We start from the raw sequence: 21493 nt of genomic DNA, 5'->3' as shown, positions 1-21493 counted from the left end.
GGCACCAAAGCCCAAATGAGCCTAAGAATCATTAGAATTATTTTAGATAAAACACCAGCTCCGATGGCTCTGCCTTAAATAATACAAAAATTTTCCGAAGCATCGCAAGTTTAGTTTCTGTAGAAGAGTTTGTTTCTACATACACACCATCATCAATTTTAGAAGGACTTCTAAGTTTGCTTGCATCCTTGCTTATACAAGAGGTGGGGAGCTCATCGCTAGGATTGGATACAAAGCCCAACAACACGGATCTATCTTGCTGATGTAGGAGTTTTACCATATTTTTAAACATCCTTGCCCAATCTGTCACTCCATATTCTTCATCCAAATAGCTATACTTTATGAGTTTTTTATGTGTAAAGTCATAGTCTTCATTATCAAGTGTGTATGTTAGTAGTTCTTTAGTCTTGGGGACAAAGTCAGTTGTTGGATATAGCCAAATCTTCTTAGCTTGTTCACTCAATGCTTCACTCCGCTCTTCTAACTCAGCAAGTCCCCACTTTTCGTTTTTTGCTATTGTTTGATTCATTCGCAATCCACTCCCTTGATAGCCACGCTCCATCCCACATTTCTCTTTAAAGGTCTTATTGCTCATATTTTGATTATAGGCTGTCAATGTGAGATTGGCTAGTCGATTACACCACTCGTTATGTATCTTATCTGCCCCCTCCCCTAGATCCTCTCTCCATTGAGATGAAAGCTTTTGGGGCATGATGTGCTCTATCTGATATTTCTTCTCATCTAAATCCCTATAAATAGGCTTAGTTTCTTTGGTGCCATAGTTTTCAAATCGCTCTAATAAATAATATTTACTATTCTTATCATATGTATTTTTTGTTGCAAGAGCAGATTTAAATTTATCATCTTCTGGGAAATTATTGGAAGTCTTATACTGCAATGTATGAATCAGTTTGCCTACATAATCATCTTTGGTGCCATCGTATTGAATAATGCTTTTATCCAAGCTTAAGAATATCTTATTTAAACCATTTGTTGGCACATCACAGATATTTCGTCTAAACAGATAGCTTTCTATGATTAAAAAAATCTTCAATACATCATCTTCGCTAAGCTCACACTTATTATGATGTGAGAATACTTCCATAAAAAATGGTCTTGCGACATTAGACCCAGCCTTTAGCCACGCCAATCTCTCAAGACAAGCATCTAATTCTCCAGCTACTTTACTTCCTTTAGGGAGTTCGCTCTTATAAGTCCAAAGCTTTTTGAAAAATTCCCCATAGCGTAAAAGATCTTGCAGTAGAGCTTCTATGCTTTCTGGAGATGTTTGATTTTCTGGAGATTTTTTTGACTCTGCATAACTTTTAAACTCTTTATACACATTTTTTTCATTGGGTATCTTTTTTTGCTTGATACTCAGATAATCTCGTATAAATGCACTCACATTGTTTTTATCATCTTTCTCATCTGCACAACTTTCAATTTTTACCCAATAATTTTTATAATACCTGTCTTGCTCTTCTTCTTTTAAATCCATCAACACATAGTTTCTGATTTTATCCCCCTCGCTCAAGGCCAAGCCCGTGGCATTGAGGCTCTCAAAAATCAGTTGTGCATCATCTGAGTGGTCTAGAACAACATTGATGATTCTAAGCCCATCAATAGCTTTATATAGGTTATCGACTGATATATCATCATTTTTTATCTCATCACAGAAAAATTGATAATTGATTGTCAAATTTGAATCTTGAATATAATCTTTTGGGCTAGAGTAAAGTAACCTAGAAAATGCTTTTTGGTCACTCTCCACTAAAGATAACTTTGGTTTTCTCTCTTTGCTATCAATTGGCTTGTTTGTAAGAAACTTCTCCCAAATCTTTTTATCCAATTCATCAAATTCTGTTTTTACTTCATCTTGTTGGATAAGATTTCTTATCGCTAAGAATAATAAGGTAATGGTCGTAAGCCTCTGCTGCCCATCAATAATATCAAACTTCGTCGTCTGATTGGTAGTAAGAGGTTTTTTAGAAACAATACTGCCAAAAAAGTGGCTATTTTGCCCCCCCCCCCGCAGATACTTGAGCAAGGTTTTTTAGATCCTTATAGAGCTGTCTGCAGTTTTCTTTTTTCCAACTATATTTTCTCTGATATATGGGGATAATAAAATAATCATCATCACGACCCATAAGTTCTGTCATTTTGATTGCTTCGCCCTTCATTAGATTCTCCTTTGATTTTGTATTTTAAGTCAATTATAACACAAAAGCGCACAAAGCCTAAAGCCCAATGCAGCACACTCCTATGGGGTATAAGACATATAAAGCTTAGATTTTTTGGGATTTTGCTAAAATGCCAGAAATGATTCAAGGGTGGCTATGGAAGATTCACATATATTCGAGCAGATGTTTGGGATAGCAGGGACTGCTGTGATAGCGTTTTTTGTGTCTTTGATTGTGTCGTATGTGGTTCTTGTGCTGTCTAGAAAATTCCATATCTTTATCGATGAAACCACTAGCACCAAACCGCAAAAATTCCACTCCTATCCGACCCCTAGAGCAGGGGGTGTGGGGATTTTCTTGAGCTTTGGGCTTGTGGGGCTTAGTGAGGGAGGGGGGGCGATGTATTTTCTCCTTGGGCTTGCGATTATTTTTTTGAGTGGGTTTTTGGAGGATTTTTCTGCGTCTTTGAGTCCTAAAACTCGGCTTTTAATGCAGCTTTTAGGGACTTGTGTGAGCGTGCTTGGGATGGGAGCAGTGATTACTGATCTTTCACCGATTGTGATTTTGCCTTATGCACTCGGCGTGGCTTTTAGCCTTTTTGGTATCATTGGTGTATGCAATGCGATCAATATCATCGATGGCTTCAATGGGCTTGCAGGGGGGATTTGCGCGATGGCATTTGGTGCGATTGGGCTGGGGGCTTATCATATCGGTGATGGCTTTGTCCTCTTTGTTGCGCTCATTGGGCTGGGGGCAACTCTTGGGTTTTTATGTATCAATTTCCCCAAAGGCAAGATTTTTTTAGGCGATGGAGGGGCTTATGTGCTGGGTTTTGTCCTAGCTATTTTGCTTGCTGTCCTCACGCAAAAGACCTCTGAACTCTCTGCGTGGTTTGGGCTTGCTGTGATGATCTATCCAGTATGGGAGGTGGTATTTTCTATCTTCCGCAAAAAACTCAAGAAATATTCCCCCATGCAGCCAGACAAAGAGCATTTCCATCAGCTCATCTACCAAAAAGTGCATAGCAATCCCTTGACAGCCCTGATTATGTGGCTTTTTAACCTGCCTTTTATGGTGCTAGCAGTTATTTTTATGCATAAAGACTGGGTGCTTATCGGGCTATGCGTGCTATTTATCTTGCTTTATAGCCTTATTTACTACCAGCTTAAGCGCAATTAGTGCAGCCATTTGATGGCTTTTTCATAAGGCTTTCTGTGCTTTGTCGCAGGCTGTGTGCGTCCATAGCCAAAGGCTATCAGACATACAGGCTCAAAATGATAGGCATCGATATAAGTATCCAAATGCTTTTGCACGCCCGCAGCATAAAACCCTCCGATAATACACGAATCAATATCGAGCATTGCAGCAGTCTGTGTCATCTGTCCTATGGCGATAAAACACTGCTCTCTAGCATATGCATGAATCAATAAGTCATTATCTTGCAAGCGATTTTTACGCACAGATTCAAGCATTGGAGCGATATGCGCTGCAGTAGCCCCATCAGGATAAAGCTCCCTAAAATAATTAGACTCAGGTCTTAAAACATCTGGGAGCAGACTGCATACAACGAGTAGGTGTGAGCAAGCTTCTATCTTGGCTTGATTGGATGGGGCGTCTTTAGCAATGGTCTTTTTGAGTGCTTCTGCAGTGATCACTACAAATTCCCAAGGCTCTAGCCCCAATGAACTCGGTGCAAGCCTCCCTGCTTCTAAAATCAGTTCAAAGTCCTCTTTGGCAATCTTTTGGTGTGTATCAAACTCTCTGCAAGAATAGCGGCGATGGAGTAGGGCTGTGATTGCTTGGTGAGAAAACTTTTGCTTCATTATGTTTTGCATGATTTGCCTTTAAAATTTTATTATTTTTTTAATACCTCTCAAGCGCTACAACACCGCTCCGCACCACTTCTTTGGGGTTGAACCTGCTGATGGCTTTTAAAAAGCTAGTGATACGATAGGGCTTGTCTGTAGCAGCGATAATGATATATTTTTCATTGGCATTGACCACACTCCCATTATACGCACGACAGAGCACTTCAATGCTGGCTATGTCTTCTTCGATAGGGATTTTCACCAATGCCATTTCTTTTTCTAAAAAATCATCACTCTCGCTCACACTCAAAACAGGGATCAGCTTATGGAGCTGCTTGATAATCTGCTCTAAAACGCGTGCATCTCCATCAGTAACAATCGTTACCTTAGAGAGATCGCTCTCTGGGATAGGGGCGACTGTGAGGGATTCGATATTATATCCCCTCCCTGCAAACAAACCCGATATTCTCGATAAGACCCCGTGTTCATTGATCACTGAAACAGAAATAGTTCTCCGCTTTTGCATTTCTACTCCCTCATTCTAAAATCATCTTATTGAGTGCAGCCCCACCTGGCACCATTGGCAAGACATGTTCCATACGATCAATACACACATCAATCATACACACCACACCACAATCAATAGCCTCTTGCAAAGCTTCTTCAAAGCCCTCCTTGCTCTCTACCCGATACCCCCTCCCTCCAAAAGCCTCAACAAGCTTGACAAAATCAGGCTGGAGCGAGAGATCTGTGTGTGAAAATCTACTCTCATAAAAAAAACTCTGCCACTGCCGCACCATACCCAAATAATTATTATTCAAAATGACATTGATCACAGGGATTTTTTCCTCCACACAAGTCATCAGTTCTTGGATATTCATCAAAATCGAACCATCTCCAGTGATATTGACAACTATCTTATCCCATCTAGCACACTTTGCCCCCATACTCGCAGGCAAGCCAAAGCCCATTGTCCCAAGCCCACCACTTGTGATAAACTGCCTGGGAAAAGTGAAGGGATAAAATTGCGCTGCCCACATCTGGTGTTGTCCGACATCTGTAGCAATGATCGCCCTCTCCCCTAGCATTTCGCCGATTTTTTGGATCACCCATTGGGGCTTGAGCACTTCTGCAGAGTCTTTGTATTTGAGTGGGTGCGTGCGGGTATATTTAGCAAGTAACTGCCTCCAAGGCTCAATCAATGTGCTATCATACCCCTCCAAGCACTCCAACATCTCAGAACAGACACCTTTGAGATCGCCCACAACAGGGTAATGCACATCAATGATTTTACCAATAGAGCTAGGATCAATATCAATATGCACGATTTTAGCGTATTTGGCAAATTCACTCACTTTCCCTGTCACACGATCATCAAACCTCGCTCCTAGGCAAATAAGCAAATCACACTCCTGCATTGCCATATTTGCCCCATAGCTCCCGTGCATACCTACCATTCCCAACAAACAAGGATTCCCATCAGGGATAATCCCCCTTGCCATCAAAGTTTCAAGAACAGGAATACGCGTTTTATCGACAAGCTTTTGGATCATCTCTCCTGCCCCAGAGATCACTGCCCCCCCACCAACATACAACAAAGGCTTTTGAGAATCACAGATAGCTTGCACGACTTTTTTAATTTGCCTTGTATTGCCCTTTGTCGTGGGCTTATAGGTCCTCAAGGCCACTTCAAATGAATAATCAAACCCGCCATAAGTCGCACTGATATCCTTGGGAAGATCAACAAGCACAGGACCTGGGCGCCCACTTTGCGCGATATAAAATGCTTCTTTGAGAATCCGCGGTAATTCTGTGATACTCTTGACTAAAAAATTGTGCTTGGTGCAAGGGCGAGAGATACCTACAGCATCGATCTCTTGAAAGGCATCTGTCCCAATCTGAGCAATAGGCACTTGACCACTGATGATGACTAAAGGGATTGAATCGGTATAAGCTGTAGCAATACCTGTAACAGCATTAGTAAAGCCTGGACCTGAAGTGATGATAGCCACCCCGACTTTCCCACTTGCCCGAGCATAGCCATCAGCAGCGTGGATAGCTCCTTGCTCGTGGCGTGTGAGGATATGTTTGAAATGATGTTGTTTATAAATCTCATCATACACATTTAAGACCGCCCCCCCAGGATAACCAAAAATCACCTCCACGCCCTCTAACCTCAAGGCCTCTATTACCATTTCAGATCCATTTAGTCGTTTGGTTGGCATGAAATCTCCTAAAATCTATTGAATTGTTTATTATAATATGTTTTAAACTTAAAAAAACGATAAATCATTTAAGGGGTGCTCATGAAATTAGGACTCAACATCGACCATATCGCCACATTGCGTGAAGCAAGAAAAATCAACGAACCCGATCCTCTGGAAGCTGTTTTTATCGCTAAAAATGTAGGCGTGGATCAAATCACGATCCATTTGCGTGAAGACAGACGCCATATCCACGATGATGACCTCAAAGCCATCATACGCGCTTCTATCTTACCCATCAATGTAGAATGTGCTTGTGATGAAAGTATCATAGAATTTTTATGCGCCCAAAAACCCTATAAAATCACACTTGTGCCAGAAAAACGAGAAGAAATCACAACAGAGGGCGGGCTTGACCTTTCCTATCCATCGCTCAAAGAAATCATCAAAGAATTCCACAAACACCAAATACAAACCGCTGTATTCATCGACCCTCAAGAAGAAAATATTGCAATAGCTAAGCAACTCGGTGTCAATGGTATCGAGCTGCATACAGGGGAGTATGCTAACTTGCATTTGATGTTGTATTCCAACCTCTCAAGACATAAAAATACCATCAAGACCCTCCCAACAAACAGAGATACCTTACGCACTCAATTAGCAAACTCTCTGCAAAAAATCCAAACATCTGCAGAGCTTGCAGAAAGGCTAGAACTAGAAGTTGCTGCTGGCCATGGGCTGAATTATCAAAATGTCAGGGCTATTTATGAGATTGGCCCGATTACAGAGCTCAATATCGGTCAGAGTATCATCGCTCGAGCTGTGTTTGTAGGGCTAGGAGAAGCTATCAGAGAAATGTATCGTTCATTTTAGTCATAGGGGGGCAACCATCAATGAAAAAAATCGCTGTTTCTATTGGGGATATCAATGGTATTGGTCCACAGATCGCACTCACAGAACACCACCATATCAAGCAATTCTGCCAACCCATCTACTGCGCACACCCCCAGCTACTCCAAAAAGTTTGCAAAAAACTTGATATCCCCCTGCCAAAAGATATGGAATTTGCCCCACCTGATGGGGATATTCCTGAAATCTCACCTTCTGCCATCACCCCCCAAAGTGGGCGCTATAGCTATGAAAGCTTTATGAGGGCGTGCCAACTTGCTGATACAAGAGAGGTAGAGAGTATCTGCACCCTCCCTATCCACAAAAAGGCTTGGCAGTTAGCGGGCGTGCAAGAAGTGGGGCATACAGAGGCTTTGAGCAAGCGCTATCAAACCCACGCAATGATGATGTTAGGCTGCAAGGAGATGTTTGTGGCTCTTTTTAGCGATCATATCCCGCTCAAAGCTGTTAGTCAGACAATCACGCAAGAGGCATTGCAGGCATTTTTGAAGCAACTTTATGGGTGCGTGCAGATGGAGCAAGCGCTTGTCTTAGGGCTCAATCCACATTGTGGAGATGGGGGCGTGATGGGAGATGAAGATACGAGTATCCAAGCAGCTATTTTCAAAGCAAACGCTGCCCTTAAAAAGGAGGTTTTCATAGGGCCCATTTCCCCAGATACAGCCTTTAGCCCTCAAAACAGACAAAAATATCAATTTTTTATCAGTATGTATCATGATGTGGGGCTAGCACCTCTGAAGGCTTTGTATTTTTATGAAAGCATAAATGTAACCTTGAATATTCCGATATTAAGGACATCTGTAGATCACGGCGTGGCCTATGATATCGCCTATAAGACAAAGCCAAATACACAAAGCTATCTCAATGCAATTGACTTAGCAAGAAGTGGGAGGATCCATGAAAAAAAATCAACTTAAAATCCTAGAAACCAAGCTCGATGCGCAACAATCCTATATCCAAGAGCTTGAAAGCCGACTCAACACCAGCAGCACACAAACAGCAGATATTAAAAATATCCTTGCAAAAACACACGAGCAAATCAAAACACTCAATGGAGAGCTCAATGACCTCCTTAATTTTATCTTGATGTTAGAAGAAGAAAAGCTCAGCACCAAATCTAAAGGGGTCTTGAGCTTGCAAGATTATATGCACTCTCTTGCGATCACAGAGGATAAAAATCTATTATTTGGTGTGAATATCGATCAAAAATTTATCCAAAACAGAAGTATCCCCACTATCAAATATTATCTATACACTTTTGATTGCTTTTTCCAAGAAGAACACCAGCTCCAAAGCCTTAAAATCTACCAAAAAAAAGACATCGCCCTTGTGGTAGAAACATTGATTGAATACATCAAGCTTTTTTTCAAAAACCAAGCCACGCCCATCAAAGGGCTCATCGAAATCAACCCCGCCCAAAGTCTTTTCCCTCAATCCAAGCATTTGACAATCAAATACTATGGCAACTACAGCATTGAAGAAGAAATCCAAAGCTTCATCAAGCTCTATAGCCAAAAAGACTGAGTTATTTTGCGTTATTTTTGGAGTCTATTTTTTCTACGTTCAAGGGCTTTTTGATAACGTCGTTTTTCTGCAGGGGTCTTGGGCTCTAGCTGTGGGATAGGGATTGTCTTGCCATCTTGGAGTGCTACCATCGTAAAATAGCAGCTATTGCAGTGGGTGACATATTTGTCTTTGATATTTTCACTGATGACTTTTATCCCCACTTCACAGCTTGTCCTGCCTGTATAATTCACACTCGCTAAAAAAGTAATCAAAGAGCCAATAGGGATAGGGTGCTTGAAAATAACATTATCCACACTCAAAGTCACCACGCCCACACCACAATACCTTGTCGCACAAGCATAAGCAACCTGATCCAACATCTTCAAAAGCTCCCCCCCGTGCATCACGCCACTAAAATTAGACATACTTGGTGTCACAAGAACTGACATCGTAAGCGACTTAGTATCAAATACATCTTCCATCGCAATCCCTTTAATAGTAAAATATTTTTTGTCAATCATATCTAAAGACACAAACTTTGGGCGATATTCACACCCCAACAAGCCTCAAAATAGAAGCAATATCCATATATTGTTACTAAAAATATTAAACAAATCAAGCACAAAGCTTGGAGCAAAGCCCAAAAAAGCTTAAGGGCTGCATACTGGGTCAAACTAGGTCAAAGGCTTGTTTTCAAGCTGGAGTTGGTTATAATCGTGCTATCTTAATTTTAGGGATTTTTATGTATCTTTTACTGACAGGAGGGAGTGGGTATATCGGCTCACATACGGCATTAGAGTTTTTAGAACATACCGATTATTCCCTCATTATTGTTGATAATCTCAGCACAGGATTTTTAGAAAATTTCACATACCTCAAAGAGAGATTCCCCCACCGCATAGAGCTCATACAACTTGATCTATCCGATAAACAAGCCTTAGAAGAAGTTTTTATGCGTTATCAGTTTATGGGTGTGCTGCATTTTAGTGCTTCTTTAATCGTGAGCGAATCTGTGAGTGATCCACTTTCATATTACACCAACAACACATACAACACAACCGCCTTGATAGCAATGTGTCTTGCCCATCGGGTCAAAAATTTTATTTTCTCATCAACAGCTGCTGTCTATGGAGAACCTCAAGCAGACCTTATCCCCGTAACAGAAAGCACCCCACTAGCCCCTATCAACCCCTATGGGACTTCTAAGATGATGAGTGAGCAAATCTTAAGCGATTGTGCTAGGGCTTATGATTTTTGCTATGCTGCTTTACGATATTTCAATGTAGCAGGGGCAAATATGGGTAATAGCACCAAAGATCGCAGCGGCTTGGGACAAAGGAGTAAAAACGCAACCCATCTCATCAAAGTCGCTTGCGAGTGCGCTGTAGGCAAGAGAGAGGCCATGCATATTTTTGGAGCAGACTACCCCACTCCAGATGGCACTTGTATCCGTGATTATATCCATATCAATGACTTGGCAAATGCGCATTTACAGGTTTGGAAATATCTCATAGACCATCAAAAATCTGAAGTTTTCAATGTCGGCTATGCTCAAGGCTATAGTGTCAAAGAAGTCATCGCAGCAATCAAAGAAGTTTCAAAAGTCGATTTTGACACACAAATCCTCCCTCGAAGAAAGGGCGATCCTGCGATATTGATAGCCAATAATCAAAAAATCATGACCCAGACAAAATGGCGCCCTCGCTATAATGATCTCAAAACGATTGTTAAAAGTGCTTATGATTGGGAAAAATATTTTCTTTAAGACTTGGAGTTTGAATTTTGCTCGTGCGTGAGGCGTTGGGATTGTGTATGTTGGGAATTTTTAATGCGTTGGGCGTGCGTGATGGCAATAGCGATGGCATCAGTGATATCAAGAGGCTTGATATCGCCCTTTATCCCTAAAAGCCTTTTGACCATAAAGGCCACTTGCTGCTTGCCTGCTTTGCCGTTGCCTGTGAGGGCTTTTTTTACTTGCAATGGCGTGTATTCTGCAAAGCTGCCGATGTCTTGGAGGATCTTCAAGCTCAAAGCCCCCCTGAATTGCGCAAGCTTGATGACAGTTTGAGGATTATAGGCATAAAATATATCTTCGATGGCGACTTGATGGATAGATTGGGATTTTAATACCAAATCAATCCCCTCAACAAACTCCAAAATCTGGTGTTGCAAGATACGTTCTTTGATTTTGATAAAACCTGCTTCAAGCAAAGTGATTTGATTGATTTGACAATCAATGATCGCATAACCACAATTCCTACTCCCTGGATCGATACCTAAAATATTCATCTGATTTCACTTCTATTTTATTTGTTTTACACATTTTTTTCACTATTATTCACTAAACTTTTCACATTGTGAAAATCTCATATTCGGAGAAAAAATGTTAGAAAATAGTATATTAAAACAGCTTAAAGATGAGATTACTGACTATGAATACACCACCTATATTTCCAAAATGAAATACGATGAAAACGCCTCTAAATCGGACTTAGCAGTCTTTATTGTGCCCAACATTTATCTAGCGAATTGGATCAAATCAAAGTATAGTGAGAAAATCGCTCATCTCTTTGAAATCTATAAAAAAATTAAGCCAGAAATAAGCATTATTGTGGAATCGCAAAAAAAAGATGTGAAAAGTTTAAAAAGCTCTGCTTCTAAGGTGCATAATCGAGCCATACTCAACCCCTCTTATACCTTTGAATCCTTTGTCATAGGGGGGAGCAATCAATTTTGCTTTGAAATCGCTAAAAAAATCTCCCAAAGGCAGGCTGAAGTGTATAATCCTGTCTTGATTTATGCAGGCACAGGCAATGGCAAAACCCATATCCTCAATGCCATTGGAAATAGCGTTTCAGAGAAAAATAAAAATGTGATCTATATCACAGCTGAGCAATTCTTAAATGACTTCATCACTCGTATTCAAAACAACACCATGGATCGCTTCCGTGATAAATACCGCAATTGTGATTATCTCCTCATTGATGATGTGCAGTTTTTTGGGGGGAAAGAGGGCGTGCAAGAAGAGTTTTTCCATACCTTCAATGAACTCCACAACAAAAAAAAGCAAATTGTTATGACAAGCGATAAACCCCCTAAGCAAATCCTAGGATTAGAAGAAAGGCTCAAATCAAGGTTTGAATGGGGGATTATCGCAGATATCCAACCCCCGGGCTTAGAAACAAAAATCACAATCATCAATCAAAAATGTCGGCTCAATCAAATCGAAATCGACAAAGAAGTGATTGATTATCTCGCTGCAAATATCAATGACAATATCCGCCAGCTAGAGGGCATTATCCTCAAACTCAACGCTCAAGCCTCTATCATCGGTCAAAATATCACGCTCATTATGGCAAAAAACGCTATCAAAGATATCCAAGCAGAAAATTTAGAAAACATCACACTAGAAAATATCATCAAAATCGTTTCCAAAGAGCTCAACATCAAGCCCAGCGAAATCAAATCAAAATCCAGAAACAAAACCATAGCAAACGCTCGCAGAATCGTCATCTATCTAGCAAGGACGCTCACGCCCAATTCAATGCCTGATTTAGCGCGATTCTTAAATCTCAAAGACCATAGCTCTGTGAGCAAGGCAATGAAAGTCATCAAAACAGAAATCGATGAAAATATCCATATGAAAACAATGGTCGAAGAAATCAAAAGCAAAATGCAAAATGAACGCACCAGCAAAGAAAGCTAAAAAAGTGGATTTCTTGGATATAATATTGAGATATTAAAAGTAGGCAAAATGTGAAAAAATGTGAAAAGAAATCGCAAAATTTTCACATTACAACTCCCATTGTTGAGGTTGTTTTATAGCATTTTTCACCATTTCACTCAATCCTACTACGCCCACTAAAATTTTATTCTAATAAGGAGATACAATGAAAATCATCATAGGGAAAAGCACTTTAGAAATGCATCTGCGATATTTGCAAAATTTCTTAGACAAAAGAGATTCTTCTCAGATCACCTCACACCTTTACTTTGAAGTGATAGACAATCACCTCACAATGAAAGCTACAGATTATGAGATGGGATTAGAAACAAAAATCAATATTCCCAAAAAAGAATCCGATGGCAATGCTACTGTCAATGGAAAAAAAATCCTCGATATCATCAGTCGGCTCAAAGATGGAGAAGTTCTCTTAGAAACAGACAACGAATTTTTCCATATCAAGCAAGGCAAATCAAAATTCAAACTCCCTATGTTTGATGCTTCCCAATTCCCAACATTTCCAGAAACTAATGACAATATAAAAATTAATATCGAAGCGTCTAAGTTTTTTAGCTCGATCAAAAAAGTCAGCCCCGCTATTGACACAGGCCCTGGCCAAAAGACAGAACTCAAAGGCGCACTCTTAGAAATCAAAAACTATGGCATGAACTTTGTAGCCACTGACACAAAAAGACTCTCTATTGTGAAATTCAACACACAAACAATCGAAAACCTATCCTTTATCCTGCCTAAAAGATCTATCGTAGAGATTTTAAAGATATTTTTTGATGAAACAGAAATTTATTATGATAAGACCCAATTGATACTCAAAACCCCTCAATACAGATTTTTCACAAAACTCATCAATGGCATTTATCCTGATTATGAAAAAATCATCAAAGATAATTTTAAAAATGAAATCAAACTACCCAAAGATAAAATCATAGATTCCCTCAAACTCATCAGTTCTTTGGCTAATAACATCAAGCTCATCATCAAGCCCAATGAAATCATCTTTGAATCCATCAGCAATGAAAAATCCGAATCAGCGAGCACGCAAATGGAAGTCGATACACATATCGATACAGAAATCACTTTAGGGGCTAATTCCAAACATATCCTTGATTTTCTCACACATATTGATTCTACAGAATTTAGCCTATGTATCAATGAAGTCAATATGCCTTTTTCTCTTAAAGATGGGAATTTCTCAAGCATTATTATGCCTGTCATATTTTGATACACGGAGCCACTATGGAAGAAAACAAAAAGGAATATGGAGCGAGCAATATAAAAGTCCTCAAAGGGCTTGAAGCTGTCAGAAAACGTCCGGGTATGTATATCGGGGATACGCACATTAATGGCTTACACCATATGATTTATGAAGTGGTCGATAATTCAATCGATGAAGCGATGGCAGGGCATTGTAATACAATCAAAATCACTCTAACCCAAGAGGGGAGCGCTATCATTGAAGATAATGGCCGAGGGATTCCTGTAGATATGCATCCTACAGAAAATCTTCCTGCTGCAACGGTTGTTTTAACGGTGTTGCACGCAGGAGGGAAATTTGACAAAGACACTTATAAAGTTTCAGGTGGTCTGCACGGCGTGGGCGTGAGTGTTGTTAATGCTCTCTCCAAGCACCTAGTTATGACTATCAAAAAAAATGGCAATATCTACCGACAAGAATTTGCTAAAGGCATACCCCAAACAGACCTAGAAATCATCGGGACAACCAAAGAGCACGGGACAATCATAGAATTTTTTCCTGATGGCGAGATTATGGAGATTTTGGAATTTGACCCAGAGATTTTGAGCAAACGTTTCAAAGAAATGGCGTATTTGAATCAAAATGTGACTATCTTTTTTAAAGACGAAAAGACACAAAAAGAAGAAAAATATCACTTTGAAAATGGCTTGCACCAATTTATAGAAGACATCAATAAAAGGCCTTTAATTTCTCAGATCATTACTTTCAATGCTGATGAACAAGACACAGAAGTTGAAATCGCCCTTGCTTATAATGAGGGCTATGATGAAAAGGTATTGAGCTTTGTCAATAACATACGCACCCCTGATGGCGGGACGCATGAAGCAGGTTTTCGTGCAGGACTTAGCCGTGCGATTATCAATTATATCGATGCCAATGCCAATGCAAGGGAAAAAGACAGCAAAGTCACAGGAGATGATATCCGAGAGGGGTTAGTGGCTATTGTTTCTGTGAAGATTATGGAACCTCAATTTGAGGGTCAAACAAAGGGAAAACTAGGGAGTTCGTTTGTAAAGCCCATCGTGCAAAAACTCACATATGAAAAACTCGCCAAATTCTTTGAAGAAAATCCCACCGAAGCTAAAGCAATCATGCAAAAAGCCTTGCTTGCAGCCAGAGGGCGAGAAGCGGCCAAAAAAGCCCGAGAACTCACACGCAAAAAAGAAAGCCTTTCTGTAGGGACTCTGCCCGGTAAGCTTGCAGACTGCCAGAGCAAAGATCCGAGTGAATCTGAAATTTATCTCGTAGAAGGAGATAGTGCAGGGGGGTCTGCCAAACAAGGCAGAGATAGGGTCTATCAAGCTATTTTGCCCTTGAGAGGTAAAATCTTAAATGTCGAAAAATCCCGCCTTGATAAAATCCTCAAATCAGAAGAAATCAAAAATATGATCACAGCATTTGGCTGTGGTGTGGGGGAGGAATTCAACCTTGAGCGACTCCGTTATCATAAAATCATCATCATGACAGATGCAGATGTCGATGGCAGCCATATCCAAACACTTCTGATGACATTTTTTTATCGCTATTTGAAGCCCCTTGTTCAAAATGGTCATATTTATATCGCCCAGCCTCCACTTTATCGCTTCAAAAAGGGCAAAAAAGAAATCTATCTCAAAGATGAAAAAGCCCTTTGTGATTATTTGATTGAAAATGGGATTGAAAATTTTAACTTTGAGGGCATTGGCACTCAAGAGCTTTTAGAGATTTTAAAATACATCTCTCATTATCGATTCACACTCAAAGAGCTAGAAAAACGTTATACGATGATTGAAGTGATCCGTTTTCTCATCGAACACAGAGAATATGTGTCTTTGAGTTTCCAAGAAATGTATGTAAAGATAGAGGAATTTTTGAGCACGATTGCATGCAATATTTTGAGTAAAACAATCCGTGATGATTCTATCAAACTCTATGTCCAGACAAAAACAGGTCTCGTAGAGCTCCAGATTGATGAAAATCTTTTTGTGGATAATTTCTTTGAAGAAGCTTATTTTATATATAATAAAATTCGCGAGAGGAATTTAGAGTTTTTGCAAGGTAAAGATCTCATTGTATTTTTAGAAGAAATCGAAGAATCAGCCAAAAAAGGTGCTTATATCCAGAGATACAAAGGATTGGGTGAGATGAATCCTGAACAACTATGGGAAACGACTATGACCCCACAAAATCGCACACTTTTAAAAGTGACTTTGCCCGATGAACAAAAGGCCGATGAGATTTTTACTCTTTTTATGGGCGATGAAGTCGAACCTAGAAGAGAATATATCCAACTCCACGCAAAAGATGTCAGACATCTTGATGTCTGATTGATCATAAAAGGAAGTTTTGTCCAATGAATCTTTTTTTAGAGCTTATCACAAATATCAATATTATTTTTTATATTTTGGCTTATTTAGTCGGGGGAATCCCCTCAGGGTTGTTTTTAGCTAGGATTTTTTGCCATATAGATATCCGTAAATCTGGCTCAGGGAGTATCGGGGCGACTAATGTCTATCGAGCACTCAAAGATATTGATGTCAAAAAGGCTAAATTACTCTCTATTTTTACCATCATTTTAGACGCTACAAAAGGCTTGATTATCGTTGCTTTGGCAAAAATTTTTGGCTTGAGCTATGAAACGCAATGGATGATTGCTATTTTGTCTATTTTGGGGCATTGCTATAGTCCTTATTTGAATTTCACAGGGGGTAAAGGCGTTGCAACAGCGATTGGCTCTGTGATATTATTGATGCCTATTGAGGGGATTTTAGGGCTTGTGGTCTGGGGTGTGGTAGGCAAGGTTTTGAAAGTTTCTTCTCTCTCTTCTCTTTTGGGAGTTTTGAGCGGTGTGGGGCTGACTTTTGTGATCCCTTATGTTTTGCCCCTCCCACATAGTATCTCAATTGTTTCACAGATTGGGACACATACCCCTGTTGTGATCATTGGAATCATTGTGCTTTATACCCATATCCCTAATATTATTCGTTTGATCAAAGGCGAAGAAAAAAAGGTGCTTTGATTTGGATACTTTTACGCTCATCATTGAGGATTTGGAGCTAGAGGCTGTGATTGGGATTTTGGACTTTGAGAGAGTGCGATCCCAAAGACTGATTGTGCAAGGGGCGATCACTTACTGCTATGAGGGGAAAAATTTTATCGATTATATCAGTGTGAAGGAAAAGATTAAAAGTCTTTTGCAGACAAAACAATATGGGCTTTTAGAAGAAGCGCTAGAAGATATCACACAAACGCTCAAGCAAAAGTTTGATACCATTATTTCTATTTGTATGACAATCAAAAAGCCTCAGATTTCTGATGATTGCAGTATTGGCGTGAGAATTGATAAAACCTTTTAGCTTAACCAAAAGATTTGATACCCCTCCCCTTTTAGATGATTTGATGTGTACCTTGTTTAAAAGCGATATGAAATCTCAAATCTCCCATCAAACCCTGGCTGTGCGAGTGCCTTTCTGACTTGATTGACTTCCTCGCTTGCTTCACCATCAGCTTCAACCTTGATCGGTGAGGTCTGATCGACATAAGATTTATTGAAAATATTATTGAGGACGACAGAGAAAGTCAGCCCTTTGAGATGTGTTGGTGTCCAGTTGAGATAAATATTATGCACGCCATAGCCGGGCTTATGGATATGGCTATAGTTTTCGTTATAAATATCATAGCCTGTGTAATCCAAATCTTGCACAAAGCGAGAAAGCCAAGAAATATCTAATCCAATGCTAGGAAAGGTATATTGGAGTCTTAAAGTGTAATTAAACCCCGTTGTCGCGCCCAATTCATAAGTATCTGCGATCAAATATCCTTTAGCTGTGGGATAACTCCTAGCAAAGCCCAAGGTCGCTACAAAGTTTTCATAATTAAAACTCGCCCCCAGCTCATAGCCATAGATATTGATTTTGTCTTTGAGATTCAATCGCATATCCCCTGTTCTTGTTGTCCCATCGCTATCTGTGCTGCTGCCGTGCCCATAGCTGTTGATAAAATCACCGATCACTTGATAAAACACAGCCCCCCTCAAGCTAAAATACTCTTGAGTGTAATCGATATCAAATTCGACATTTTGGCCTTTTTCGGATTTGAGATGTTTGTCAATCATCACATCTGAATCAATCAATAATGCATCTCCGGGCAAAGCCCCACGAGTCACATACGCATAAGATAACTTGAAATCTAGTGCATCAAGGGGATTATAAAGAATAGCTATGCTTGGTGAGAAGCCTTGAGTGGTATGATTTTGTGAGCTTTTATCCAGATAGGTATAGACATCATACCGAGTCCCTGCCCCGATGGTTAGAGATTTTAGAAATGAATAATTTGCCTGCACATAAGCCCCGATGATATTGCTATTTTCTTGCCCTCTGCCTGCACCAGGATTTTCTTTGATTTTATCCATCACGGTCATATTTTGGTAGTTGAATCCATAATCGAGCGTGTTGCTGTAGTTTGGAGTGATGGGGTGGGAGAGCTTGAGGTCTACTCCTGAGTTATTGAGGAATATATTACGGGTGGTGGTGCCTTCTTGGTCGGTCTTTTTTTGGTCAGCGCTGAAAGCTTGCTTGGGGGTTAAATGTATATTTCTGATACTTCCATAAGCATCGAGCTTGACCTTAGGACTGCCAAAGTTCTCACCCCCTTGGTGTTCATAAGCCAAGACAAGGTTATTGTTGCTATCGATATGATGGAAAAGCTCTTGGGCGAAATTAAATTTTTCACCATTATCCCCCTCTCCTATGGCATTGGTGACATTAGCCCGAAAAGGTCTGGTCGCATCATCGTGGGTGAGGTTATAAGTGAAACTGATTTTATTTTTTTCATCGATATAAGCATTGGCTTTGAGTAAGACATTGTTTTGCTCTGATGGTGAGCCAATGACTTTATCTTCTGGCTTAGGGTGGAATAGATTTTTAAAGGTCTTATCCCCCTCACGATAATAAAATATATTCTGATAGGTATAATAAGCCAACATATCAAAATGTTTCCCTCGCCCATACACGCTTGCGTTTTCTCTGACCCCAAAGTTAGTGTAAAAAGAACTTGCCACATATGCCCCAAAATTCTGCCCCTTGGCTAGCAAGTCAGAAGCGTCTTTGGTTGTCATACTGATAGCCCCTGCTAGCGCTCCAGGTCCTGCTGAAGCATTGGCAGCCCCTTTGGTGATCACAACTTCTTTGAGCATACCTGGATCGATGATTGTATTGCCTTGATGGTGGAACGCATTGCCATTTTGAGCAGCTCCATCAATCGTTACGCGCAGCAATCTGTCTTCAATCCCTCTGACATAGATTTTTTGAGCCATCACCCCTCCACCCCCGACACTCACATCAGGCTGTGTCGCAAATACATCAGACATTTGATTGGCCTGTCTTTGTGTGAGGTCTTTTTCTCCGATGTAGTCTTTGTTATTGTATTGAAATTCCCTTTCTCCTGTGGCTGTGACCTTATCGAGCGTATAGTCTTGCGTATCTTGCGCATAGAGAAAAGCACTAGTTAAGGAAGTGAGCCAAAAAGCCTTTTGTAATTTGCTTTTAAACATTGAATTTAATCCTTTTTTATTTGATAATAATTATTACTATTATTTTAATCATTTTAAATAAAAATATCTAAATTCTACCTTAAATTATCAATTTTTATCCATAAATATTAATAATTATCAATAAATATTGACAATTACTCAAAGAAACTGCCCTCCTCTTTAACAACGCACAAACAGCAAAAAGCAGCACAGATAGCAAAGATCTCTCCACCAATTAGTAGTATCGCTTTTGTATCTCTTGTATGATCTGATCAAAGCAGGCTTCCTCTGGCTCAAAGAGGCTTTTAGCATAGGCTTTAGCACGGGTTTTATCCAAATCTTTAGCTGACATATCTAGGGCATTTTTGACTGCGTTATAGACTTCTTGGGTATCTTTGCAATGGCACATCAAATGATGGGTCAAGAGAAATCTATCGTGGAATAAAAATAAAGAACGTGTCGAAATAGTCGGGATACCTAGATAACAAGCCTCTAAATTCATCGTCCCCCCTCCTCCGATTAAAACATCTATAAAAGGATAAAATGTGCTAGGTTCAAGCTTGTCTTCGATGATAAAAACATTGCTTAACCTTCCAAAGTCATTTTTGAGTTTTTCAGATCCATAGCGGGGCATGACCACTAAACTAGCCTCAAGCTCTCTGCTTAATAAGGCAATGCTTTCATAGATTATAGGGAGCTTTTGACTCACATAATGGGCTTTGTATTCTTCTTCACGCACCAAAATCACAGGCTTGTCTTTGGGGATATGATAAATCTCTCTGAAATCCTTGCTTGGATAGAGGTCTTTGAGCCAGAGGGCTACATCGATGAAGTGATAACAGATGAGATTTTCACGCTCAATTCCTAGTGTGGTGAAGCAAATTTCTGGCAAGACAAAGGGATAAAAGACCAACGAGCTCAAAGGCAAGGTCAATCGTGCAAGTTGCGTGAAGTGATGGGGCGTGAAATGGTCGGCTTTAATGGGTGTGTCAGAGAAATGCACGACAGGTATGCCTAAAGCAAAAGCAGTTTGTGCTCCATCAGCACTTGCCCCTGTGATAAAAAGCTTTGGAATACCTGTTTTTGCAAAGAGTTTCAAAAACCCCTCTTGGCGCTCCAATCGCTTCTCAAACTTCCCTAGCAGCCCCTCCCCTCCATAGCCACCGATACAAATATGCTCAATCCCAAAAAGCTCCAAAAGCTTCTTGCATTCGCTATAATCCCCACTCTCTCTGGTGGTGATGAGCACGGTATCTAAACATTTTAGCTGCGGGATAAGATTTTTAAAAAATAAAACATATTTGGGGTCGATAATATCTAGCCAAATCAAAATTCAAAATCCCCGCCCTGCCCTTTATTCATACTCTCATAGACAGCTTTGACATAGTTTTTTCTGCTAGAGCACTCCAAAATCTTTGCACACACAAAGCAGCTATCGATTTGATTTTTTTCTTGGCACATTTTGAGGGCTTTGAGTTCTAAATTGAGATTTTCTTCCCATATATTTTGAGGGTTTTGGGCTTCACTCATAACTTTCCTTTACCTTTTGTATTTCAGACACAGAGCCAAAAAAGCAAGGTGTGCTTTCGTGCAAGCTTTGTATTTCTAACTCCAAAAGCCGCCTTTTGCCATCGATAGCTGCTCCTCCAGCTTTTTCATAGATAAAGGCAAAAGGAAACACCTCAAAGAGCTTGCGTAGTTTGCCTTTAGGGGAATCAGAGGTTTGTGGATAGCTGAATAACCCTCCACCTTTGATGAGTATGTGATGTAAATCTGGCACCATCCCACCCGAATATCGCAAGCGATACCCCTCATCAAAAAGAGAATCGATCAATTTTTTATGCGATGGGCTCCAATGCTTTTGTGTGCCACCAGGTGCGTTGATTTTGCCCTTTTTTTGTAGCATAGATAAGGGGGCTTGCTCCCATTTGCCTCGATGGTAGGTATAGCGAATGAGCGTGGTGCTAGCAAAGACAATCTCTAATCGAGGACCATAGATGATATAAGCAGCTCCAATGAGTTTATCTGCTGCAAATGCCCCTGCATAAAAGCCAAAAATCGAGCCCACGCTTAAGTTTGCATCAATAATCGAAGAGCCATCAAGAGGGTCATAAGCGACTAAAAATGTGCCCTGATCTCTCAAAATAGCTTCAGATTTTTCTTCACTGCAAATACCACAGACAAACTCCAAGTCTAAAAGCTCTTTTTCAATCAAACAATCAGCCTTAACATCGACCCCTAGCTGCTGATCCCCGCTTGCGTTGGTGGAGTCAAGATAGTGGGTGGGGGTGGCTTTGAGGAGCTCTTGGATTTGGAGGGCACATTTTTGTAATGTGGGGATAAAACTTTCGCTCATTTTAGCTCCAAAATTTTTTGTTTA

General features: G+C 40.2%; 21 protein-coding genes. 10 read left to right on the top strand and 11 right to left on the bottom strand.

Translation table 11 applies throughout. The features are described from left to right. Positions 1–37: 37 nt before the first annotated feature. Together BKH46_RS02810 and BKH46_RS02805 are read right to left on the bottom strand one after the other, a co-directional pair. Positions 38–2047, bottom strand: coding sequence for a DUF262 domain-containing protein (locus BKH46_RS02810; protein WP_095225323.1), 2010 nt, complete (start codon positions 2045–2047; stop codon positions 38–40). Then, positions 2013–2180 carry a DUF262 domain-containing protein gene (locus tag BKH46_RS02805; RefSeq protein ID WP_095225322.1) on the bottom strand — a complete coding sequence of 56 codons (168 nt, stop codon included), beginning with the start codon at positions 2178–2180 and terminating at the stop codon, positions 2013–2015. The genes BKH46_RS02810 and BKH46_RS02805 overlap by 35 nt, the downstream gene beginning before the upstream one ends. A gap of 156 nt (positions 2181–2336) precedes the next feature. On the opposite strand from BKH46_RS02805, the gene BKH46_RS02800 reads away from it, so the two are divergent. Then, positions 2337–3359 carry an MraY family glycosyltransferase gene (locus BKH46_RS02800; RefSeq protein ID WP_253248277.1) on the top strand — a complete coding sequence of 341 codons (1023 nt, stop codon included), beginning with the start codon at positions 2337–2339 and terminating at the stop codon, positions 3357–3359. Here BKH46_RS02800 and BKH46_RS02795 read toward each other — a convergent pair. From BKH46_RS02795 to BKH46_RS02785, 3 genes are read right to left on the bottom strand one after another with little or no spacing between them, the layout of a single operon-like run. Next, complete coding sequence (locus BKH46_RS02795) at positions 3356–4015, bottom strand: NAD(P)H-dependent oxidoreductase (protein ID WP_095225321.1); 660 nt, start codon at positions 4013–4015, stop codon at positions 3356–3358. The two genes, BKH46_RS02800 and BKH46_RS02795, sit on opposite strands and share 4 nt — an antisense overlap. A 28-nt stretch (positions 4016–4043) precedes the next feature. After that, a complete protein-coding gene (gene ilvN / locus BKH46_RS02790; RefSeq protein ID WP_095225320.1) occupies positions 4044–4514 on the bottom strand; it encodes an acetolactate synthase small subunit in 471 nt (156 codons plus the stop codon). A 10-nt stretch (positions 4515–4524) separates the two neighbouring features. Further along, complete coding sequence (locus BKH46_RS02785; RefSeq protein WP_095225319.1) at positions 4525–6213, bottom strand: acetolactate synthase large subunit; 1689 nt, start codon at positions 6211–6213, stop codon at positions 4525–4527. 81 nt (positions 6214–6294) lie between these two features. Here BKH46_RS02785 and BKH46_RS02780 point away from each other — a divergent pair, with 81 nt between their 5' ends. Genes BKH46_RS02780 through BKH46_RS02770 form a run of 3 tightly spaced genes read left to right on the top strand, consistent with a single transcriptional unit; the run spans position 6295 to position 8625 of the window. Further along, positions 6295–7065, top strand: coding sequence for a pyridoxine 5'-phosphate synthase (locus BKH46_RS02780; RefSeq protein ID WP_095225318.1), 771 nt, complete (start codon positions 6295–6297; stop codon positions 7063–7065). Between the two features lie 20 nt (positions 7066–7085). Further along, entirely contained in the window at positions 7086–8018 is a 933-nt protein-coding gene (pdxA, locus tag BKH46_RS02775; protein WP_095225317.1) for a 4-hydroxythreonine-4-phosphate dehydrogenase, read from the top strand. Beyond that, positions 7999–8625, top strand: coding sequence for a hypothetical protein (locus BKH46_RS02770; protein ID WP_095225316.1), 627 nt, complete (start codon positions 7999–8001; stop codon positions 8623–8625). The genes pdxA and BKH46_RS02770 overlap by 20 nt, the downstream gene beginning before the upstream one ends. An 11-nt stretch (positions 8626–8636) precedes the next feature. Here the strand turns inward: BKH46_RS02770 and BKH46_RS02765 are convergent, their stop codons facing one another. Beyond that, the gene (locus BKH46_RS02765) at positions 8637–9089 is read right to left on the bottom strand and encodes an acyl-CoA thioesterase (RefSeq protein ID WP_095225405.1); all 453 of its coding nucleotides are present in this window, start codon (positions 9087–9089) and stop codon (positions 8637–8639) included. 260 nt (positions 9090–9349) lie between these two features. Between BKH46_RS02765 and galE the strand changes: the two genes are divergently transcribed. Next, complete coding sequence (gene galE, locus BKH46_RS02760) at positions 9350–10372, top strand: UDP-glucose 4-epimerase GalE (protein ID WP_095225315.1); 1023 nt, start codon at positions 9350–9352, stop codon at positions 10370–10372. Here galE and ruvC read toward each other — a convergent pair. Then, positions 10369–10896: a crossover junction endodeoxyribonuclease RuvC gene (gene ruvC / locus BKH46_RS02755; protein WP_095225314.1), complete on the bottom strand. Its 528-nt coding sequence runs from the start codon at positions 10894–10896 to the stop codon at positions 10369–10371. The two genes, galE and ruvC, sit on opposite strands and share 4 nt — an antisense overlap. Positions 10897–10990: 94 nt before the next feature. On the opposite strand from ruvC, the gene dnaA reads away from it, so the two are divergent. The 5 genes from dnaA to BKH46_RS02730 all read left to right on the top strand — a co-directional run bounded on the left by dnaA (position 10991) and on the right by BKH46_RS02730 (position 16939). After that, complete coding sequence (gene dnaA, locus BKH46_RS02750; RefSeq protein WP_095225313.1) at positions 10991–12313, top strand: chromosomal replication initiator protein DnaA; 1323 nt, start codon at positions 10991–10993, stop codon at positions 12311–12313. Between the two features lie 184 nt (positions 12314–12497). Further along, positions 12498–13571 carry a DNA polymerase III subunit beta gene (gene dnaN / locus BKH46_RS02745; protein ID WP_095225312.1) on the top strand — a complete coding sequence of 358 codons (1074 nt, stop codon included), beginning with the start codon at positions 12498–12500 and terminating at the stop codon, positions 13569–13571. A 14-nt stretch (positions 13572–13585) separates the two neighbouring features. After that, a complete protein-coding gene (gene gyrB, locus BKH46_RS02740) occupies positions 13586–15910 on the top strand; it encodes a DNA topoisomerase (ATP-hydrolyzing) subunit B (RefSeq protein WP_095225311.1) in 2325 nt (774 codons plus the stop codon). 26 nt (positions 15911–15936) lie between these two features. After that, a complete protein-coding gene (gene plsY, locus BKH46_RS02735; protein WP_095225310.1) occupies positions 15937–16602 on the top strand; it encodes a glycerol-3-phosphate 1-O-acyltransferase PlsY in 666 nt (221 codons plus the stop codon). A 1-nt stretch (position 16603) separates the two neighbouring features. Next, a complete protein-coding gene (locus BKH46_RS02730) occupies positions 16604–16939 on the top strand; it encodes a dihydroneopterin aldolase (protein ID WP_095225309.1) in 336 nt (111 codons plus the stop codon). A gap of 56 nt (positions 16940–16995) precedes the next feature. On the opposite strand, the gene BKH46_RS02725 is transcribed toward BKH46_RS02730, so the two are convergent. The 4 genes from BKH46_RS02725 to BKH46_RS02710 all read right to left on the bottom strand — a co-directional run bounded on the left by BKH46_RS02725 (position 16996) and on the right by BKH46_RS02710 (position 21469). After that, entirely contained in the window at positions 16996–19134 is a 2139-nt protein-coding gene (locus BKH46_RS02725; protein WP_095225308.1) for a TonB-dependent receptor, read from the bottom strand. Between the two features lie 214 nt (positions 19135–19348). Further along, positions 19349–20443: a DUF354 domain-containing protein gene (locus BKH46_RS02720; RefSeq protein ID WP_095225307.1), complete on the bottom strand. Its 1095-nt coding sequence runs from the start codon at positions 20441–20443 to the stop codon at positions 19349–19351. Next, the gene (locus tag BKH46_RS02715; RefSeq protein ID WP_095225306.1) at positions 20440–20643 is read right to left on the bottom strand and encodes a hypothetical protein; all 204 of its coding nucleotides are present in this window, start codon (positions 20641–20643) and stop codon (positions 20440–20442) included. Before BKH46_RS02715 ends, BKH46_RS02720 begins: the two co-directional genes overlap by 4 nt. Next, on the bottom strand, positions 20636–21469 hold the full coding sequence (locus BKH46_RS02710; protein WP_095225305.1) for a class 1 fructose-bisphosphatase: 834 nt from the start codon (positions 21467–21469) through the stop codon (positions 20636–20638). Before BKH46_RS02710 ends, BKH46_RS02715 begins: the two co-directional genes overlap by 8 nt. Positions 21470–21493: the final 24 nt, after the last annotated feature.

This window comes from Helicobacter sp. 12S02634-8 (assembly GCF_002272865.1).
Taxonomy (GTDB): domain Bacteria; phylum Campylobacterota; class Campylobacteria; order Campylobacterales; family Helicobacteraceae; genus Helicobacter_J.
This window is presented reverse-complemented; position numbering and strand designations above follow the sequence as displayed.

Coding starts and splice junctions, on each gene's coding strand:
- BKH46_RS02805 (WP_095225322.1), bottom strand. CDS start 2,180: ATGAAGGGCGAAGCAATCAAAATGACAGAACTTATGGGTCGTGATGAT.
- BKH46_RS02800 (WP_253248277.1), top strand. CDS start 2,337: ATGGAAGATTCACATATATTCGAGCAGATGTTTGGGATAGCAGGGACT.
- BKH46_RS02795 (WP_095225321.1), bottom strand. CDS start 4,015: ATGCAAAACATAATGAAGCAAAAGTTTTCTCACCAAGCAATCACAGCC.
- ilvN (WP_095225320.1), bottom strand. CDS start 4,514: ATGCAAAAGCGGAGAACTATTTCTGTTTCAGTGATCAATGAACACGGG.
- BKH46_RS02785 (WP_095225319.1), bottom strand. CDS start 6,213: ATGCCAACCAAACGACTAAATGGATCTGAAATGGTAATAGAGGCCTTG.
- BKH46_RS02780 (WP_095225318.1), top strand. CDS start 6,295: ATGAAATTAGGACTCAACATCGACCATATCGCCACATTGCGTGAAGCA.
- pdxA (WP_095225317.1), top strand. CDS start 7,086: ATGAAAAAAATCGCTGTTTCTATTGGGGATATCAATGGTATTGGTCCA.
- BKH46_RS02770 (WP_095225316.1), top strand. CDS start 7,999: ATGAAAAAAAATCAACTTAAAATCCTAGAAACCAAGCTCGATGCGCAA.
- BKH46_RS02765 (WP_095225405.1), bottom strand. CDS start 9,089: ATGGAAGATGTATTTGATACTAAGTCGCTTACGATGTCAGTTCTTGTG.
- galE (WP_095225315.1), top strand. CDS start 9,350: ATGTATCTTTTACTGACAGGAGGGAGTGGGTATATCGGCTCACATACG.
- ruvC (WP_095225314.1), bottom strand. CDS start 10,896: ATGAATATTTTAGGTATCGATCCAGGGAGTAGGAATTGTGGTTATGCG.
- dnaA (WP_095225313.1), top strand. CDS start 10,991: ATGTTAGAAAATAGTATATTAAAACAGCTTAAAGATGAGATTACTGAC.
- dnaN (WP_095225312.1), top strand. CDS start 12,498: ATGAAAATCATCATAGGGAAAAGCACTTTAGAAATGCATCTGCGATAT.
- gyrB (WP_095225311.1), top strand. CDS start 13,586: ATGGAAGAAAACAAAAAGGAATATGGAGCGAGCAATATAAAAGTCCTC.
- plsY (WP_095225310.1), top strand. CDS start 15,937: ATGAATCTTTTTTTAGAGCTTATCACAAATATCAATATTATTTTTTAT.
- BKH46_RS02725 (WP_095225308.1), bottom strand. CDS start 19,134: ATGTTTAAAAGCAAATTACAAAAGGCTTTTTGGCTCACTTCCTTAACT.
- BKH46_RS02715 (WP_095225306.1), bottom strand. CDS start 20,643: ATGAGTGAAGCCCAAAACCCTCAAAATATATGGGAAGAAAATCTCAAT.
- BKH46_RS02710 (WP_095225305.1), bottom strand. CDS start 21,469: ATGAGCGAAAGTTTTATCCCCACATTACAAAAATGTGCCCTCCAAATC.